General features: G+C 36.9%; 19 protein-coding genes and 1 tRNA gene. 2 read left to right on the forward strand and 18 right to left on the reverse strand.

What is annotated here, in order from left to right; genetic code table 11:
• Positions 1 to 4: 4 nt before the first annotated feature.
• Entirely contained in the window at positions 5 to 640 is a 636-nt protein-coding gene (locus tag Q0W04_RS04800; RefSeq protein WP_298500918.1) for a flavodoxin family protein, read from the reverse strand.
• Positions 641 to 766: 126 nt separating this feature from the next.
• Between Q0W04_RS04800 and Q0W04_RS04805 the strand changes: the two genes are divergently transcribed.
• Positions 767 to 2,062: a dicarboxylate/amino acid:cation symporter gene (locus tag Q0W04_RS04805; RefSeq protein WP_298500919.1), complete on the forward strand. Its 1,296-nt coding sequence runs from the start codon at positions 767 to 769 to the stop codon at positions 2,060 to 2,062.
• Positions 2,063 to 2,161: 99 nt separating this feature from the next.
• Here Q0W04_RS04805 and serS read toward each other — a convergent pair whose 3' ends face one another.
• The gene (gene serS / locus Q0W04_RS04810; protein WP_298500920.1) at positions 2,162 to 3,439 is read right to left on the reverse strand and encodes a serine--tRNA ligase; all 1,278 of its coding nucleotides are present in this window, start codon (positions 3,437 to 3,439) and stop codon (positions 2,162 to 2,164) included.
• 146 nt (positions 3,440 to 3,585) lie between these two features.
• Positions 3,586 to 3,957: a helix-turn-helix domain-containing protein gene (locus tag Q0W04_RS04815; RefSeq protein ID WP_298500922.1), complete on the reverse strand. Its 372-nt coding sequence runs from the start codon at positions 3,955 to 3,957 to the stop codon at positions 3,586 to 3,588.
• A 457-nt stretch (positions 3,958 to 4,414) separates the two neighbouring features.
• On the opposite strand from Q0W04_RS04815, the gene Q0W04_RS04820 reads away from it, so the two are divergent.
• On the forward strand, positions 4,415 to 4,741 hold the full coding sequence (locus Q0W04_RS04820) for a hypothetical protein (protein ID WP_298500923.1): 327 nt from the start codon (positions 4,415 to 4,417) through the stop codon (positions 4,739 to 4,741).
• A gap of 42 nt (positions 4,742 to 4,783) precedes the next feature.
• On the opposite strand, the gene Q0W04_RS04825 is transcribed toward Q0W04_RS04820, so the two are convergent.
• The 15 genes from Q0W04_RS04825 to Q0W04_RS04895 form a co-directional block, all read right to left on the reverse strand.
• Positions 4,784 to 5,137 carry an arsenate reductase family protein gene (locus Q0W04_RS04825; RefSeq protein ID WP_298500924.1) on the reverse strand — a complete coding sequence of 118 codons (354 nt, stop codon included), beginning with the start codon at positions 5,135 to 5,137 and terminating at the stop codon, positions 4,784 to 4,786.
• Between the two features lie 31 nt (positions 5,138 to 5,168).
• On the reverse strand, positions 5,169 to 5,681 hold the full coding sequence (locus tag Q0W04_RS04830) for a YgjV family protein (RefSeq protein ID WP_298500925.1): 513 nt from the start codon (positions 5,679 to 5,681) through the stop codon (positions 5,169 to 5,171).
• Between the two features lie 33 nt (positions 5,682 to 5,714).
• Positions 5,715 to 6,365, reverse strand: a complete 651-nt coding sequence (locus Q0W04_RS04835) for an HAD family hydrolase (RefSeq protein ID WP_298500926.1) — start codon at positions 6,363 to 6,365, stop codon at positions 5,715 to 5,717.
• A 21-nt stretch (positions 6,366 to 6,386) separates the two neighbouring features.
• On the reverse strand, positions 6,387 to 7,565 hold the full coding sequence (locus Q0W04_RS04840) for an MFS transporter (protein WP_298500927.1): 1,179 nt from the start codon (positions 7,563 to 7,565) through the stop codon (positions 6,387 to 6,389).
• Positions 7,566 to 7,731: 166 nt separating this feature from the next.
• Positions 7,732 to 7,807: transfer RNA gene (locus Q0W04_RS04845), tRNA-Thr, on the reverse strand.
• 235 nt (positions 7,808 to 8,042) lie between these two features.
• Complete coding sequence (locus Q0W04_RS04850; protein ID WP_366938631.1) at positions 8,043 to 8,537, reverse strand: methylated-DNA--[protein]-cysteine S-methyltransferase; 495 nt, start codon at positions 8,535 to 8,537, stop codon at positions 8,043 to 8,045.
• A 5-nt stretch (positions 8,538 to 8,542) separates the two neighbouring features.
• Complete coding sequence (cfbC, locus tag Q0W04_RS04855) at positions 8,543 to 9,337, reverse strand: Ni-sirohydrochlorin a,c-diamide reductive cyclase ATP-dependent reductase subunit (RefSeq protein WP_298500929.1); 795 nt, start codon at positions 9,335 to 9,337, stop codon at positions 8,543 to 8,545.
• Positions 9,330 to 10,577, reverse strand: coding sequence for a U32 family peptidase (locus tag Q0W04_RS04860; protein WP_298500930.1), 1,248 nt, complete (start codon positions 10,575 to 10,577; stop codon positions 9,330 to 9,332). Before Q0W04_RS04860 ends, cfbC begins: the two co-directional genes overlap by 8 nt.
• Positions 10,578 to 10,583: 6 nt before the next feature.
• Positions 10,584 to 12,005, reverse strand: a complete 1,422-nt coding sequence (purF, locus tag Q0W04_RS04865) for an amidophosphoribosyltransferase (protein WP_298500931.1) — start codon at positions 12,003 to 12,005, stop codon at positions 10,584 to 10,586.
• Positions 12,006 to 12,078: 73 nt separating this feature from the next.
• The gene (locus Q0W04_RS04870) at positions 12,079 to 12,975 is read right to left on the reverse strand and encodes a hypothetical protein (protein WP_298500932.1); all 897 of its coding nucleotides are present in this window, start codon (positions 12,973 to 12,975) and stop codon (positions 12,079 to 12,081) included.
• Between the two features lie 9 nt (positions 12,976 to 12,984).
• A complete protein-coding gene (galE, locus tag Q0W04_RS04875; protein WP_298500933.1) occupies positions 12,985 to 13,953 on the reverse strand; it encodes a UDP-glucose 4-epimerase GalE in 969 nt (322 codons plus the stop codon).
• 8 nt (positions 13,954 to 13,961) lie between these two features.
• Entirely contained in the window at positions 13,962 to 15,140 is a 1,179-nt protein-coding gene (locus Q0W04_RS04880; protein WP_298500934.1) for an NAD(P)/FAD-dependent oxidoreductase, read from the reverse strand.
• A gap of 4 nt (positions 15,141 to 15,144) precedes the next feature.
• Positions 15,145 to 15,312, reverse strand: coding sequence for a 4Fe-4S binding protein (locus tag Q0W04_RS04885; RefSeq protein WP_296804729.1), 168 nt, complete (start codon positions 15,310 to 15,312; stop codon positions 15,145 to 15,147).
• A 123-nt stretch (positions 15,313 to 15,435) separates the two neighbouring features.
• Positions 15,436 to 15,861, reverse strand: coding sequence for a universal stress protein (locus tag Q0W04_RS04890; protein ID WP_298500935.1), 426 nt, complete (start codon positions 15,859 to 15,861; stop codon positions 15,436 to 15,438).
• The coding region (locus Q0W04_RS04895; protein WP_298500936.1) for an ATP-binding cassette domain-containing protein at positions 15,861 to 17,059 on the reverse strand (1,199 nt) is incomplete at its 5' end. The genes Q0W04_RS04890 and Q0W04_RS04895, both read right to left, overlap by 1 nt.

The following is a 17,059-nucleotide window of genomic DNA, read 5'->3' on the forward strand; positions in this document are numbered from 1 at the left end:
TAAATCACTTTTTAGACAATTCAGCTGAAATCTTAAAGACCTCTTCCAAATCCTTCGGATATTGAAGGACCAGCTGCTTTTCTTTTGCTTCCTGTGAAAAACCTGCCATGTTATATTTGGAATAATCACCTACCTGAAGAGTATCACAGACAGGATAGGATTTAATCTCGCCATTGAGATATCCGAACAGAAATTCAATGCTTGACAGACTGTCCTTCATGGAATCCTCATAGAACTTTCTTGGAGCATTCATGGTATAGAACAATCCGACATTCACTTTTCCGGTAAAATAGCTGGTTCCGTCATCATATGACATCACGCAAAATATCAGTCTTTCAAGCAAAGCCCTGAATCCGCTGGTAGGTTCTCCGAAATAAATCGGTGAGCCAATAAGCAATGTATCGGCTTGAAAAATCTTATCAATAACAGAAGTCAAATCATCACTGTAGTAGCACTTGCCCTTGGTTTTGTCTTTCTGTTTGCAGATTAAACAACTTCGACATCCTTTAAAAACCAAATCATATAAGTTTATAAATTCCACTTCAGCCCCTACAGATTCCGCTCCCTTTTGAGCCATTTCCATAACTTCTGCAGTATTCCATTTCTTTCTTGGACTTGCATTGATTACAATAGTTTTCACATTAACACCCACTGATTAATTTTTAGATTAATAAGCAATATATAGATGATGAAAAAATGCAGAATTTAAAAAATTTTATTTAATTTAATTCAAATATATTATATTATACAATAATGGAGTAAGAAGATGATTTCAAAACTGAAAAATATAAGCCTTGGAAACTGGATGTTAATAGGAATGGTTTTAGGCTTTATCGTAGGACTGATACTAAATTTCTATGTTAATGATCCTTTCATAAAAGATACACTCCTTGTGAACAACATCTTTTATCTGGGAGGAACAGGATTCATAAGATTAATGAAAATGCTGGTTGTACCGCTTGTTTTCTTTTCAATAGTTGTGGGAGTAGCTTCCATTTCAGACATCAAAAAAATTGGTGCAATCGGAGGTCGGACAATACTCATATATCTGGTAACAACTGCATTGGCGGTTACCATTGCCCTAATCATTGCAAGCATCATCCAGCCTGGTGTTGGATTAAATATGGCTGGCCTTACACAGGGAACCGTTACATCAAATGCAACACTAACCGATACTATTTTAAATATAATTCCTGAAAATCCTTTCAGTTCTCTTGCTAATGGAGATATGCTACCAGTGATCATATTTGCACTTCTTGTGGGCATTATCTTAGCCAAACTAAGGGAAAAAACACAAACAGTAAACAATTTCTTTACCGAGGGAAATGAAATCATGCTGGAAATGACCCGTATCGTGATGAAATTTGCACCTATCGGAATATTCTGCCTTATGGCCAAAACCTTCGCTTCATTGGGCTTTGACGGACTGCTGCCATTGGCAAAATATATTGGATGTGTTCTTATAGGATTGGCTATACAGGCATTCATAGTATATCCGGCATTGCTTGTCGTATTTACAAGATTAAATCCAATCAGATTCTTTAAAAAATTCATTTCAGTAATGTTTTTTGCATTTTCATCTTCCACATCAAGTGCAACAATACCTCTGAACTTGGAAAAGCTTTCTGAACTTGGAGTTTCACGAGAAGTTTCATCATTTACAATTCCACTGGGAGCAACCATCAACATGGACGGAACCGCCATAATGCAGGGCTGTGCAGTCATGTTTGCAGCTCAGGCATATGGTATAGACTTGGGATTGAGTGCTCTTCTTACAGTAGTTTTTACTGCAGTGATGGCCTCAATCGGAACTGCAGGCGTTCCATCAGTGGGATTGATAACATTAACCATGGTATTCAACTCCGTAGGACTGCCGGTAGATGCAATTGGAGTAATCATGGGAATAGACCACATTTTAGACATGGTCAGAACAGCGGTTAATGTAACTGGAGATGCAATTTGTACCATTATAGTTTCATTTAAAAACAAATCGATTGATTTGGACATCTTTAATGGTAAAAAGGCACCTGATAAAACATGGGATGACATAACTCAATTTTAACATCCCATTACTTTTTTTATTTTATAATAGGAAAATTTCTCAAAAGAATTCAAAAAAAATAGTTAAAGTGTGCAAAGCACACCAAAATTTAAAAATAAGTTATTTTTTAGCTTCTATAATAGTTTTTCCATTCATGTAAGGAACCAGCACTTCAGGAACTTTAACACTGCCGTCAGGCTGTTGATAGTTTTCCAAAATACAGCACATAGTCCTTTCAGTTGCAATAGCTGTACTGTTTAAAGTGTGTAAAGTTTGAGCATCTCCAGAACCTGCTCTTCCTATACGTGTTTTGGTTTTACGTGCCTGATAATCCTTACAGTTGGTACATGAAACCAGTTCCCTAAATGCATTGGAACCCGGGAACCATGCTTCAAGGTCGTATTTTATGGCAGCATTATCATTTAATGCTGAGGACACGATAGCTATGATTTGATATGGAAGGCCTAATTTCTGATAGATTCTCTCGGTTACTTCCATCAGGTGATCATGCTGATTTCTAGAGTCTTCAGGGGCGGAATAAATGAATTGTTCGATTTTTTCAAATTGGTGGACTCTGAATATACCTAATGTATCCTTACCGTGTGAACCTGCCTCTTTTCTAAAGCATGTTGAAAGAGCACAATATCTTAAAGGCAAATCGTCAGGGGAGATGATTTCATTTCTGTGAAGAGCCGCAAGAGTTTGTTCAGCGGTTGCAATCAGATACATGTCCTCGTTTTCCACTTTGTATAATGTCTCTTCAAATTCACCCAATTCAGAAGTTTCTGCTGCAACCTCTCCTTTTACAAAGAAAGGTGTCTGCATTGGAATATATCCTTCAGCTTCAAGTTCTGAAAGTGCAAATTGAATCAATGCTAAATTTAAATGCAATATGTCTCTTTTCAAGTAGTAAAAACGAGCTCCTGCAATGCTTGCTGCAGTTTCAAGGTCTGCACCGTCAATTTTATTGATCAAATCAACATGGTTTAACAGCTCAAAGTCATATTCAGGGATTTCCCCATAGGTTCTCACAACCACATTATCGTCTTCTGTATCTGAGACAGGAACATCCTCATCAATGATGTTTCCGACTTTGTATCTGTAGTCTTCCCTGAGTTTTAAATAATCGGCATTTTTAGCAGTCAGATCTTTAATTTCAGAAGCAACCTCTTTTGACCTTGCAATTACTTCATCCAAATTACCTTCCTCTTTTGCTTTTTTGAATGATTTGGATAGTTTGTTTTTTTCTGATCTTAAAGAATTGAGTTTTCTTTCACCTTCTCTCCATAAGGTGTCGTATTCAATTACCTTTTCAACATTTTCAGTGCCTCTGAATCTCTTTTTCTCAGAGTCAATAATTATTTCCGGATTTTCTCTGAATAATTTTATATCTAACAATTTTTGTCCCCTAAAATATTTTATTCACTATTAATTATGATTGTTTTGTATTTTAAAGTTAATGTATGAATTTAAAAAAAATAGCATCAAAAAAAGAAATCAAATATAAAAAAAAGTGGTTTGATATGGCATCCCTGCCAATTTTTCTAAAGCAAAGCCTGTCTGAATGATGCCTTCACATCATTTTTAATATCATCCGAATAGGTTTCGCCGTCTACACTCACCATAGCTATTTCATACAGTATCTTGTTTAATGACTTGCCCTTTTCTGTCAATCTGTATTTCACGTTTTTCCTATCATATCTGTCGGCTATACGGTCTATCAAACCGTTTTTCTCCATATCTTTCAGACAGTTACTTAGAACCTTGTTTGAAAGTTCAGGTTTGTCTTCCTTGAATTCATGAAAACGGGTTTTACCTAAGAATAAATCACGAATGATCTGAATTACCCATTTTTTGCTTATCAATTTAACAACTAATTCTATAGGACATGATTTAATGTGCTTTATGGTTTCCATGATTGTACCCCCTAAAAATTGATAGGTTATTATGACTTGTTTTTAAAGTATATAAACCTTTTGTTTTTTAGGTGACCGAATGGTTACAAAAAGCATTTATATTCAAAAAGCATAAGTTCCAATTGAAAGTTACACCGGCGTAGCTTTCACCACCCGAGATAGAGCAGATATAGCTAAGGAATGAAAATGAGACGTATTTTCCCAAAATACAAGTTCGAATCTATTAAATAAGCGATTTAGCGTCAACGTTATTTAACCTCCAAACAAATTCCCTATCAGATAATCATTGGATTTCCAAATGGAATTTTTTGAGATGCATTGCGCATCACCCCAAGAGGTGAAATCAAAAAATTTCTCTATCTCAAATCTTTTTTAATGGAAAATATTATCTTAATGAATTCCAAATATATTACTGTAAATCAAATATTTACTTAAAAATATTTTTGGAGAGAGTAGTATGGAAATAAAATACAACCAAAGGTCATATAATTATCCAAGTATCATTAAAGGTTTGTTGCACGAAATTTCAAAAAAGGACTTTGATCACTTTCACATAGTTTACAGCAGCGACAATTACGGAAATTTCTACAAAAATGAAGACAAACTAATTGAATTTAGGGAAGACCACATCAAGGAAACCTGTGAAAACGGAGACGTAATCTACTGGGACTACGAAAACATCTGTAAAATCAAAGTTACCAAAAATCATGAAATAGAACCTGAAGAGGAAACCGACGTATTTGATGACAACGACCTCTGGACAGGTAACAGAATACAGTTCTAAAATTAAAAAAATTTGTACAGATATTATTCTGTACAAAAAAACTTATTTTAAAAGTTTTTCTTCCCACTCTTTAACCTTAAAGCCAACCAGAACAAAGTCATCGCCAACGACAATAGGCCTTTTTACAAGCATTCCGTCAGTTGCAAGAATGTCAAACTGTTCCTGTTCGGACATGTCAGGAAGCCTGTCCTTAAGCTTATTTTCCCTATAGACTTTTCCGCTTGTGTTGAAAAATCTTTTAAGCGGAAGACCTGACTTGTTATACCATGCTTCAATTTCATCGGCTGCGGGATTATCTTCTACAATGTGTCTTGATTCATATTCAATTTCATGTTCATCTAGCCAGTTTTTGGCTTTTCTGCAAGTTGAACATTTTGGGTATTGTACAAACAACATAATGATAGATTGGCCTTTCGGCTAAAAATAGTTAATTATTCTGACGAATCAGTCTGATAAGGGAAACCACACCGATCAGTGCTGTTACACTTTCAATGACTGCAGATGAAAAGTCAAAGATTGCTAAAAAATACACTACATAAATTGCGCTGTTTACTATAAAACCTGTTTTGATTGTTTTGATTGACTTGAGATAGTAGTTGCACAATGTAATCTGGACAATGGCTATTATCGGCAACCATCCGACAATTCCCATGGTATTGACCAAAACTCCCAGAACTACAGAAATTATTATGAAAAATACAGTCAGTTTAAAGGTTAGCCTGTCCTTATAGACAAGGGCATTACGGGTTGCTGCTATCGCCATGGTTGTAACGCCTGTCCATGAGAGGAAAAAAACAGATGAAATCATTAAGATAAAGGCATTTAGAAACTGGTATTTGTAGGCTTTCTTTTCATCGTTCACCCACATGCTCAAAATGATGAAAATGCCTGCTATTAATGATATTAAATTACCAATTACAATGTTTAATGCCAAATCCATACTAATCTATCTGTTAAAATCATTAAATATAATTCACGGTGAGGCAAACTCCAGAAGATCGTCAAACTCATCAACGGCCTTCAGGATATAGTCATCCTCATAATCACTCTGATTGCCGTAACCCCATTTTACAATTATGCAGTCAATTCCTGCATTTTTTGCTGTTTGAATATCAGTTTTGGAGTCCCCGATGTATACAGCTTCGCTTTTATCTACATTGGCCTTTTCAATTATCTTTAAAACTCCATAAGGATCAGGTTTTGAAGGGTGAATTTCGTCATGGCCTTCAATCATTAAAAAATCAATGTCAGCGAAGAATCTGGCGACAAACTCATTTAGCGAATAGGTCAGCCTGTTGGAATTGACAGCCAGCAATATGCCCTTTTCATGTAATTTTTTCAACAGTCCTAGAGATTCGGCAAAAGGAACGGTATTTTCTTTTTTTGATGAGTCATAAATTTCAAGATAAGTGTTTTTAAATGGTTCAAAATTCTCATCCGTCCTGTTTTCACCTAGAACCAGTGAAACAATATCCTCAATGTTTCCCCCAAGACGGCCCAAATATTGCTCACGTGTCATGGTTGGAAGATTGTAAATTTCCAAAGCCTTGTTGAAACATATTACAACATCACCTACAGAATCGAATAATGTTCCGTCGAAATCAAATATAAAAAGTTTTTTCATAATTAAAAATTGGTTCTGTTTCTATTTATTTTTTCTTAAAGAGTACAGACATATCGGAAGAGCCATCAATGTTATTATTGAAGAAATGAAATATACCGGAGCATAACCGCTGGTTTGTGATACAAAGCTTCCAAGCAGTGCAGGTCCAAAGCCCATTGTGGCATCACAGAATATGAAGAATGTGGAAATGGCATAGGACCTTCTATGTTCAGCCGCATTTCTTGTAACGATTGCAGTGCAGGCGGAATTGAGTGTTCCAAAACCGAGTGCGGCACAAATAGCACAAATGAATACCGTTACTGTAGACGGATAGAATGCAATTAAAAACAAGCCAATTGACTGTGCTAAAATTCCTGTAACACATACAATCATATCTCCATGCCTGTCCTGAATTTTACCTGCAACAGGCCTGGATAAGACCAGAACTACCGAATAGATTATGAAAAACCATGAAAATGCAGCTGTTAAGTTGACCTGAGTTGCATAAAGTCTGTAAAATGAGAGAATTGAAACATAACCGAGACTTGTCAGGGCTGTGAAAAGTGAAACAGGAATTGCACCAATTTCAAGAACCTTTTCAATGCCTGCGGCGTCATTTTCAACTGTTTCAACTTCCCTGTTTGCAGGATCATAATCACTGACATCAACAAAGTTAATGAATATTAACGCAAGAGCTGAAAATATGCTTGCTGCCATAAAACATCCTGTTGATCCCACATAATCATATAAAAATCCTCCGATGTAAGGGCCAAGCCCGACAGCTATTGTTGTTCCAAGCATAAAGTATCCGAACGCTTCTCCAAAACGTTTTTTGGGAAGAACTGCAGATGCTATTGTTACAATTGCATTGGCTGTTGCACCAAAACCTATTCCGTGAATAAACCTGACAATCAAAAGCAGAGTTACGTCATCTACAATGAAATACAAAAGACATGAGAGAAAATGGATGCTCATGAAAATTAATGCTGTCTTTCTCCAGCCGATTCTTTCCAAAGCATTGCCAGAGTATATTCTTGAGCAAAGCCCTCCAAAAATGTATATTCCTGAAACCAGACCTGCAACAGTTGCTGAAGTGCCCATGGAAGTGGCATATTCTGTTACGGTTGACATTAACACATACATTACAAGAGCTGAAAATAGCAACGCACCGAATACCAGAAAAAATGGTCTGGTAAAAATTTTATCCTCATGACTGTTCATTGAATTTATATTTGTAGATTAAATATTTTAAATATTATTATAAAAGCCCAGGGCTGGATTTGAACCAGCATCTTTCAGTTTAACGGACACTGAATATAATTTCATGCCGTCTTACAAACGGCACTTTTTGCCATGTTATACGACCTGAGCACAATATTGATTTGAGAGCCCGAGGCTGGATTTGAACCAACATATCACGTTTACCGGACGTGCGTGATTGATACCCATTACACTACTCAGGCAAAAAAAATAACTTAAACGAAACATTAGGAGAGATTTGATTTTGTTTTCACCGCTAGGAAATCCGAACACTTCCTGCAAATCATCTCACTTGGTTTTTTGCTCACTTCTATTTTTAATATTAGATTCATAAACAGTAATCACTGTCAGCGACCACGTTCATCCAATCCATATGAAATATCTGATTGTGAATATATTTAAATCACTGAAAGGATTTTCTTTAATCAAAAAATAGCATTAAACTTTATAGTTGTCAATGTTTTCAATATTTAAGAGCGCAATTTTTCTGTCGATACCGCCGGCATATCCTGTCAGCTTTCCACCCGCTCCCAAAACCCTGTGGCAGGGAATCAGTATGGCTATGGGATTGTGTCCCACTGCACCGCCTACTGCCTGAGCGGACATTGAATCAGACAGTTTGGAAGCAATTTCACCATATGTTAGGGTTTCGCCATATGGTATTTCAGACAGTATTTTCCAAACTTTCTTTCTAAAATCGGAACCTTCCGGTTTAAGCTTGAAATCAATTTCAGGGTTTAGACCATTGAAATAGTCATCAAACCATTTTTTAACATCCGCAAAAATAGCCAAATCATCTCTTTTGGAAATGTCTTTGTCAATTGATGATGGGAAATGCTTTTGGCCGCAAAACCAAACACCGCAGATTGCCTCACCGTCACTTACAATCAGCATTTCTCCGATTGGTGAGGTATAGTTACTTGAATAGTACATCATATCTACATGTAAGACTTGAAAAATTCCTCAAAGTCCTCATCACCCATAGGTTCCGGAGTTGATATCTTTTCATTGTCCATAATGCTTGAAGCAAGAGTCATGTATTCTTGTGCTTCATCACTTTCAGGGTATTTTTCTACAACGGTTTTTGCATCTAATTCAGCTTCCTGAATTAAATTGCTTCTATGAATAGTACCAATAACATGTGTTCCTATCTTTTTTGCAAAGTCGTTAACAATCTGCTCCTCATTATCAACATTTCTGCAGTTGCATACAATACCGCTCAAATTGCCCTTAAGCTTTTTAACACCACGAACAATATTGTTTGCCGCATAAAGTGACATATATTCACCTGAAGTTACAATCAGCACTTCATCGGCATACTTTTCACGCAAAGGCACTGAAAATCCTCCGCATACAACATCACCAAGCACATCATATACGACAACATCCAAATCATCATCAAAAATTCCCAGGTTTTCAAGCCTTTTCATGGCCACAATGACACCACGTCCGGCACATCCGACACCAGGTTCGGGACCTCCACTTTCAACACATAAAATATCCTTAAATCCTTTAAAAACCAAATCGTCACGGACAGGTTTCCTGTTATCCTTTAAAGTATTGACTACTGTAGGGATTCTTTTCCCATATAATGTACGTGTAGTGTCTGCTTTCGGATCACAACCGATTACCAGACAGTTCAAATCCTGACTGCCCCATACGGCAGACAAATTAGCCACAGTAGTGCTCTTTCCAATTCCGCCTTTTCCATAAATAGCTATTTTTTTAATCATTAACATTCCTCTCGACTAATTTGTATACAAAATCATTGTGCCTTACCTTTTTATCAATAGCTATTGCTACATTACAGCCCCTTTTGACTTCATTTACATTTTCACCGCTGATTTGCATTGAATCGATTGTATGGGTGATGGAGCCTGTAGTCTGGCCCTGAATCATGATTTTATCACCTAATGCCAAATCATCCCATATCCTTATTTCAGCCGCCTTGACCTTATTGTAGTAATTTACAACCTGGCCAATGTCCTTTTTGATATATCTTGACTGGTTATCCTCACTTGTCTCGAAAGGTGTTGAGAAATAAAAATTGGTATCGAATCCACGATTGAATACTCCTGAAAGCTCATCCATCCATTCCTTTTTAACTTCATATTCTGATGGATTTTCCAAATAACTGTCAATTGCCTGTCTGTATACACCAGTAACCATTGCACCATAATCCGGACTTCTGGCCCTTCCCTCTATTTTAAATGAAGCGACACCGCTTTTTATCAGTTCGGGAATGTGTTCTATCATGCACATGTCCTTTGGAGAAAAGAAATTTGTCCTGTAACTTCCGTCATCACTTCCGGTAATGATGAACCTTTCATCATCAACATCTGAAAAGTTGACAACATCGTCATCGCCCTGCTCATATGTCAATGTCCAGTTCTTACGGCAAGGCTGCAGACAGTCCCCACAGTTTGCGCTGCGGCCATATAATCCGTAGCTTAAAAAACATCTTCCGGAAATGGCCATGCATATTGCACCGTGAATAAATATTTCAGTTTCAATCAGGGATTTTTTTGTGATGTCTGTAATTTCATCCAAGGACAGCTCACGGGACAGTATTGCCCTTTTTGCACCCAATTTCTTAAGAGTTTTTAAAGTAAAAGAATTAGTTACATTTTCCTGAACGCTGATGTGTGCTTCAAGACCGTGTGAAACCGTATCCTCTATCAGTCCGATATCAGATAAAATCAGTCCGTCAATTTCCGATGATGAAATGGTCTCCATTTTACGCTTTAGTTCACGGGCAAGGCGTTCATTTAAAATAATATTTGTACATAAATAGGTTTTAGCCCCATAATCCTTGGCAATTTTGGATACTTCAGGCAAATCACTTAAAGAAAAGTTTTTTGCATTGGCCCTCATGTTATAATCATCAAGGCCAAAGTAAACTGCATCCGCCCCATTTTCCAAAACAGCACGCAATGAAATAAAATTTCCTGCCGGAGCTAATAATTCCACCATATAAATCTAAGGTTTATAGTAAGTTTCAGCTTCAATGCCTTCAGGAAGATCTGTAGGATATTCCTCATTAACACAACCTAAACAGAGATTCTCTTTAGGCATTCCGATAGCTTCAACCAATGCAGGCAGGGTAATGTAGCCTAAAGAATCAATGTCCAGTTGCTTTTGAATCTCTTCGACTGAATTGTTGGCAGCAATCAACTCTTTTTTGGTTGCCATGGCCACACCGTAATAACATGGTGAAATTACAGGAGGACAACCTACCAAAAAGTGAATTTCTGCCGGTTCTGCTTCCTTAACAAGGTCAAGCAGTTGCTTGGAAGTGGTTCCTCTTACTATACTGTCATCGATTAGAATAATTTTTTTGCCTTTGATTGCTTCTTTTATAGGGTTCAGTTTGACTCTAACGGCAAGTTCCCTTTCTTCCTGAGTCGGCATGATGAATGTTCTTCCTACATATCTGTTCTTTATTAAACCTTCACCATATGGAATTCCGGAAGCTCTGGAATATCCGATTGCTGCAGGAATTGAAGAATCGGGAACGGGAATAACCAGATCAGCATCAATAGGATATAACTCATGCAACTGACGGCCGATATTCATTCTGGTTTCATAAACATTGACTCCGTCAATTGTACTGTCAGGTCTTGCAAAGTAAACATATTCAAACATACAGTGGGAAAGTTTGCATTTTCGTGCACTTTCCAGCATATGGGATTGGATTTCACCGTCTTTAAAGTAAACGACTTCACCAGGAACAATGTCTCTAATGAATTCCGCATTGATTACATCAAAAGCAACAGTTTCTGATGCTAAAATGAATTCATCATCCCTTTTTGCAATTGCAAGAGGTTTTATTCCCATCGGATCCCTTACACCATATAATTCACCATCAACCAAAATTGTCAATGCATATGAACCAACAAGCTTTTTACAAACGGATTCAATAGCATCCAAAACATCTTTATCATTATCGTAATGTGCTTTTTTAAGCATGTAACAGATTACTTCAGAATCGCAGTCTGATTTGAAATAGAATCCTTCTTCAATCAGTTCATTTCTTAACTCTTCGGAGTTGACAATGTCTCCATTATGAGCCATTGCGATAAATCCATCTCCAAAATCAGTTACAAAAGGCTGTGAATTTTCCAATTTTGACTGGCCAGTAGTTGAATATCTGACATGTCCGATAGCTTTGTTTCCTGATAAATTTTGGATTTCATAATCCCTAAATACATCGGTTATCAAACCCATACCGCAGTAATGGGTCAAGCCTTTTTCAATGTCAAAAGCAGCTATACCTGCAGATTCCTGACCTCTGTGCTGTAAAGCATACAAACAATAATAAACAAAAGGGGACATGTTTTTAGATTCATCACTACAATGAATTCCAACAATACCACACTTATCTTCCATCTCACCTTGCATTTATAAACTCCCTATAAAATAATATAATTATAATTATCTAAAAACTAGTATAAAATAATAATGTTTAATTCATTTAATCCCAAAAATTTTCAAATGAATTCGGAATATCATATTCATCACGGACTTCAGGAACCTTTTCATCAGGGACAGTATCATTTAACTCCCTTTTTAAATCTTCAGAATTTTCATCGACAAATATTAAAGCTGTTCTGACAATATTCAGCCATTCAATAGCTTTTGTTTTGGACTCGGCTGCGATATAATTTTGACCAACAATGATATTTTCCGGTTTGAACTTGTTGGTGGCTATTACAATTCTCTCTGAGTCTGCCAAATCCTGTCTGAATGTGTCCTGCCAAAGTTCTTCGAGATTGAATATTTCCAGAATATCCTTAGAATAGATATCCTCATAGCGCAATTTGAATGCAGAAAAATCAGATCTTAAATCATCAATATCTTCCATCAGCTCCTTATTTTCCTGAGTCAATACCTCGTTTTCCTTTATCAACTGATTATAGTCATCCAACAGATTGTTATAGTTGTGGGTTACCTTCATCAGTTTGTTTTCCAATGTATGGATATTGATCAGATTCAGGGAATAGGACAAAGTGGATTTGATTATTGAATTTAGAATTTCCTTTTCAGCCAGGTGGAAATCGATTGATTCATCTTCAACAATAATGTTATTATAATCAAACAATCCTATATGGTTAAAATCAGTTTTTAATTCATTAAAAAGAATATTATATGTTTCATCATGACCATATCCGCCAACAAGCAGAATATCGGCACCGCTGGCCACTTTCTTGACAACACTCAATTCCACAGTAGGAATTATGGATGAAACAATAATGTTGTAGTCATTTTCAAGCTGGATATTGTTTACAGCCTTTGAGACAAGTTGTGCAACATCCAGTCCGGAAACGATTATGCGAACGTCAATTTTAGATTCGTGGTTTTCATTTTCCATGAAAATTACCTAGATTATATTCATTTTTTCATGCCAATTCCATGCTGACTCTACAATCTGTTCCAGGTCATATTGAGGAGTCCAGCCCAGTTTTTCATGAATTTTGGTTGAATCAGCTATCAGTATTGCAGGGTCACCTTCACGGCGCTTGTCAACTTTTACTTCAAAGTCCTTGCCTGTGACCTTTTTGCACATGTCAATTACTTCACGAACGGAATATCCTTCACCGTTTCCCAGATTGAAAATGTTGGATTCATTTTCATTGCATAAATATTCATATGCCTTAATATGAGCATCGGCCAGGTCATTGACATGGATATAATCACGGATGCATGTTCCGTCTGGAGTATCGTAGTCATCACCAAAAATGGATATGCTATCCCTTTTGCCAATAGCCGCATCCAAAACTAAAGGAATCAGATGGGTTTCAGGATCGTGGAGTTCCCCGATTTCACCATCAAAATCACAACCAGCCGCATTAAAGTATCTTAAAGACACATAATTGAAATCACCTTTGTCAGCTTCTCTTTGAAGAGCCTTTTCAGTGATGAATTTGGAGTGCCCGTAAGGGTTGATTGGTTTTAAAGCAGTATCTTCTGTAATTGGAATCTGTTCAGGATTTCCGTAAACAGCGGCGGTTGATGAAAGAATAAATTTGTCAACACCGAATTCCCTCATTACCTTCAGGAGATTTAAGGTGTTTTTATAATTATTCTTGAAATATTTTTGAGGAAGTTCAACTGATTCCGCTACTGATGAAAAAGCAGCAAAGTGGATTACGCCATCAATGTCATATTTTTCAAAGACTTCCCTTATATCGCCGCTACCGAAGTCATAGTTTTCAAAATTTCCCCATTTTACAAAATTTTCATAACCTTTGCAAAGATTATCTACAACTACAGTATCATAACCGGCATTATGCAATGCCTTGTTAGTATGAGCACCTATATATCCTGCTCCACCAGTAACTAAAATCATTTAAACACCTATACGAATTTACCTAATTTGAGTAAAGCTTTTGGAGATATTTTTATTAATTTCTTAACGATTTCAGTTGTTGAAATCTTATCAAAGCTTTCTCCCTGGAATGCATGACCAATACTGTCCAATTCTTCATCGGATAATGTCAGCAAGTATTCCTGTACCTTTTTATATCTTTTGATTTCATGGTCCAGTTCTTCATGTGCCATTTCATCATATAATTTCAGGTATTTTTTGGAGCAGTCTTCTTTGATAGCTTGTGCAGCAACTTTACCTGCACACATTCCACCAGTCATACCGGAGATGATTCCTCCACCGGTTAACGGGTTAACTTGACCTGCAGCATCTCCAACTACCATAATGTTATCATCATAAAGTTTTTTGGTCATTCCACCAACAGGGTCTCCACCTACATTCATCTCAACAGCCTGAGCATTTTTCAAGTAAGGAGAATTGGCAACAAAATCATCCAAGTATTCTTTTGCTGTTTTTTCAGCTTTGTGAGGTAAAATTGCCAAACCTACATTTGCAATGTCGTCTCCTTTAGGGAAAATCCATACATAACCGCCAGGTGCGCATGAACCTAAGTAAAATTCGATTACAGCAGGTTTTTCAAATTCAACATTACACATTTCGTATTGTACACCAGATTCCATTTCTTTTGGTTTTGCAGCCGGTCTTAAACCTGCCCATCTTGCAACGTGGCCTTCAGGACCGTCAGCGGCAATCAAGATTTTACATTTGTAATCTATTTTTTCACCCATGGATTCTGTCATGACAATATAACCGTCATCGATTTTTTCAATACCTGTAACTAAAGTTTTGATTCTGATTTCCGCACCGGCTCTTGCAGCATCCATTGCCATATGCTTATCAAAAACTTTTCTTTCTAAAATATAACCTGCTTCTGGTATTTTTACCTGATCTTCGGTTAACCATACGTCAGTTCCGTCAGGTGTCTGGATTCTTACGCCCTCAATTTTTTGGGTGACCCAACGAGGGGAAGGTTCAATTCCCAATTTTTCAAGTCCTTGAATTGAAACTCCTTCAGCACATCTTTTTGGTGCTCCAATTTCAGATTTTTTATCCATTAAAATAACTTTTGCTCCACCTAATGCAGCGTGTTTTGCTGCAGATGAACCTGCAGGTCCTGAACCTACTACTATAACATCAGTTTCTATCATATAATCAATCCTCTTTTTCTAAAGCATCAATAGGACATGCTTTAATACATGTATCACAATCTTTACAGTCATCATCGTCAAAGACTAAAGCATACTCTCTGACTTGAATCAAATTTCTCGGACAAACTCCAGCACATTCTCCACAGAATGAGCACCAATCTTTAACTATCATAAAATATCTCCTTAAATATTAACAGTTTATGTTATGAATACTAAGTTTTTTATAATATATAAAAGTTTAGTAAAAAATAGGCATTTTTAATGAATTAAAAAGAAAAAAATAAGTTTTAAGGTACTATTTTATCAATAATACCGGAACATCAGAAGTTCTTAGAAGCCTTTCTGAAACTGAACCAATTTGAGTGTCAGAAACGCTATTTTCCTCAAAAGATACAAATCTGTTATTATTTGCTCCATGAGCATGGATTACAACCAAATCAGCACGAGTCTGGTCAATAATAAACTTCATATCCCTTAAGGGGTCAGCAGTGAGCAGATGTTCAACAACTTCAACACCGACCTTTTCTGCCTGGGCAGTGATTTTTGCCAAAATCGCATCCCCCGAATCCTCTTCGGAATCATAGCTGTTGAATGAAAACTCCTCAAGGACATGGACTGCTGCAATTTTGGAGTTGAATTTCTGAGCTATTTCGATTGCAACATCCGCTGCCTTGTATCCATACTCAGATCCGTCAACAGGAACGCAAATAACTTCAAACACTAACAATCACCTTTCAAATAGTCAGCATGACAGAACTCAATGAAGTTGTCAACGATTTCATCAATGTTTTCGCTGTCATCAATGATTTTACCGTCATCCATAAAGATAGCCCTGTTACTTAATTCCTTAATGAAGTCAGTGTTGTGAGAAATCATTACAATAGTAATTCCATATTCCTTTGAAATCTTTTTAAGTGAATTGGTAACATCCCTTAAAGTTACAGGGTCCAAATCACCGAACGGTTCATCCAAAAGCAGGAATTTAGGTCTTGAAACCAGAATCAGTGCAAGCATCACACGTACCTTTTGACCACCGGAAAGCTCATATGATCTCCTGTGCAAAATATCCAAATCCAAATCAAGACTTTCAAAGATATCTGCAACAGCTTCCTTGGTTGCTGTTTCAGGAAATCTTGGGAACAGATCATTTAATATTTCTGCATCCAAACCTATTTGTTCGAGACGATGTTTTGCTTCGGTTTCAGGCAAATCAGTCAACTGATAAAATGAATCCAACAGTTCATCACCAATTCCTATTCTTTTAGCTCTTTCCTGAGCTTCTTTTACAACATCCTGATTCTTATAACCCAGCCTTGTTGCCAACTGGCTCAATACTGTTGCATAATGAGTCAGAGCAAATTCCTGGTGCATGAAACCTAATTTGGAACGTATCTTCATACGGTCAATGCCCGGAACTTCAATGTCCCTCCATTCACCGTCAACATAATAGAGAACATCCCCTTCGTCAGGATAGTCAAGCCCGCCAAGCATTCTTAAAAGTACTGTTTTACCGGCACCGCTCGGTCCGATAATGCTTAAAATATTTTCATTTTGGACTTTGAAGTTGATGTCTTCCATCTGAAGGACTTCACCACCGGTCAGCAAGTAGAATCTTTTTTGGATGTCTTTAGCTTCAATCAGATCCTCATCGGTTGAAACGTTTTTGATATCCACGATAGGTTCCATATCCTCCATGAACTTGTCACAGATTTCATCAGCGGTTCCTTCATCGGCAATTTCACCGTCTTCAAGAAGAATTACCCTGTCAGCCAGGTATTTCTGGACGTCAGGCAAATGGGAAACAAGAACAACTGTAATATTTAACTCTTTATTAATCTTTTTAACTGCATCCAATATTTCCTGCTTGGTTTTAGGGCATGCCATGGTAGCAGGTTCATCAAGAAGTAAAGCTTTAGGCT

Source organism: uncultured Methanobrevibacter sp. (assembly GCF_947170395.1).
Lineage (GTDB): Archaea > Methanobacteriota > Methanobacteria > Methanobacteriales > Methanobacteriaceae > Methanocatella.

Bases quoted from the DNA above. Each gene is read 5' to 3' on its own strand.
- Q0W04_RS04880 (WP_298500934.1), bottom strand. From the start codon at position 15,140: ATGATAGAAACTGATGTTATAGTAGTAGGTTCAGGACCTGCAGGTTCA.
- Q0W04_RS04815 (WP_298500922.1), bottom strand. From the start codon at position 3,957: ATGGAAACCATAAAGCACATTAAATCATGTCCTATAGAATTAGTTGTT.
- Q0W04_RS04840 (WP_298500927.1), bottom strand. From the start codon at position 7,565: ATGAACAGTCATGAGGATAAAATTTTTACCAGACCATTTTTTCTGGTA.
- Q0W04_RS04835 (WP_298500926.1), bottom strand. From the start codon at position 6,365: ATGAAAAAACTTTTTATATTTGATTTCGACGGAACATTATTCGATTCT.
- purF (WP_298500931.1), bottom strand. From the start codon at position 12,005: ATGCAAGGTGAGATGGAAGATAAGTGTGGTATTGTTGGAATTCATTGT.
- Q0W04_RS04860 (WP_298500930.1), bottom strand. From the start codon at position 10,577: ATGGTGGAATTATTAGCTCCGGCAGGAAATTTTATTTCATTGCGTGCT.
- Q0W04_RS04825 (WP_298500924.1), bottom strand. From the start codon at position 5,137: ATGTTGTTTGTACAATACCCAAAATGTTCAACTTGCAGAAAAGCCAAA.
- galE (WP_298500933.1), bottom strand. From the start codon at position 13,953: ATGATTTTAGTTACTGGTGGAGCAGGATATATAGGTGCTCATACTAAC.
- Q0W04_RS04830 (WP_298500925.1), bottom strand. From the start codon at position 5,681: ATGGATTTGGCATTAAACATTGTAATTGGTAATTTAATATCATTAATA.
- Q0W04_RS04820 (WP_298500923.1), top strand. From the start codon at position 4,415: ATGGAAATAAAATACAACCAAAGGTCATATAATTATCCAAGTATCATT.
- cfbC (WP_298500929.1), bottom strand. From the start codon at position 9,337: ATGATTAAAAAAATAGCTATTTATGGAAAAGGCGGAATTGGAAAGAGC.
- Q0W04_RS04885 (WP_296804729.1), bottom strand. From the start codon at position 15,312: ATGATAGTTAAAGATTGGTGCTCATTCTGTGGAGAATGTGCTGGAGTT.
- Q0W04_RS04850 (WP_366938631.1), bottom strand. From the start codon at position 8,537: ATGTACTATTCAAGTAACTATACCTCACCAATCGGAGAAATGCTGATT.
- Q0W04_RS04805 (WP_298500919.1), top strand. From the start codon at position 767: ATGATTTCAAAACTGAAAAATATAAGCCTTGGAAACTGGATGTTAATA.
- Q0W04_RS04870 (WP_298500932.1), bottom strand. From the start codon at position 12,975: ATGGAAAATGAAAACCACGAATCTAAAATTGACGTTCGCATAATCGTT.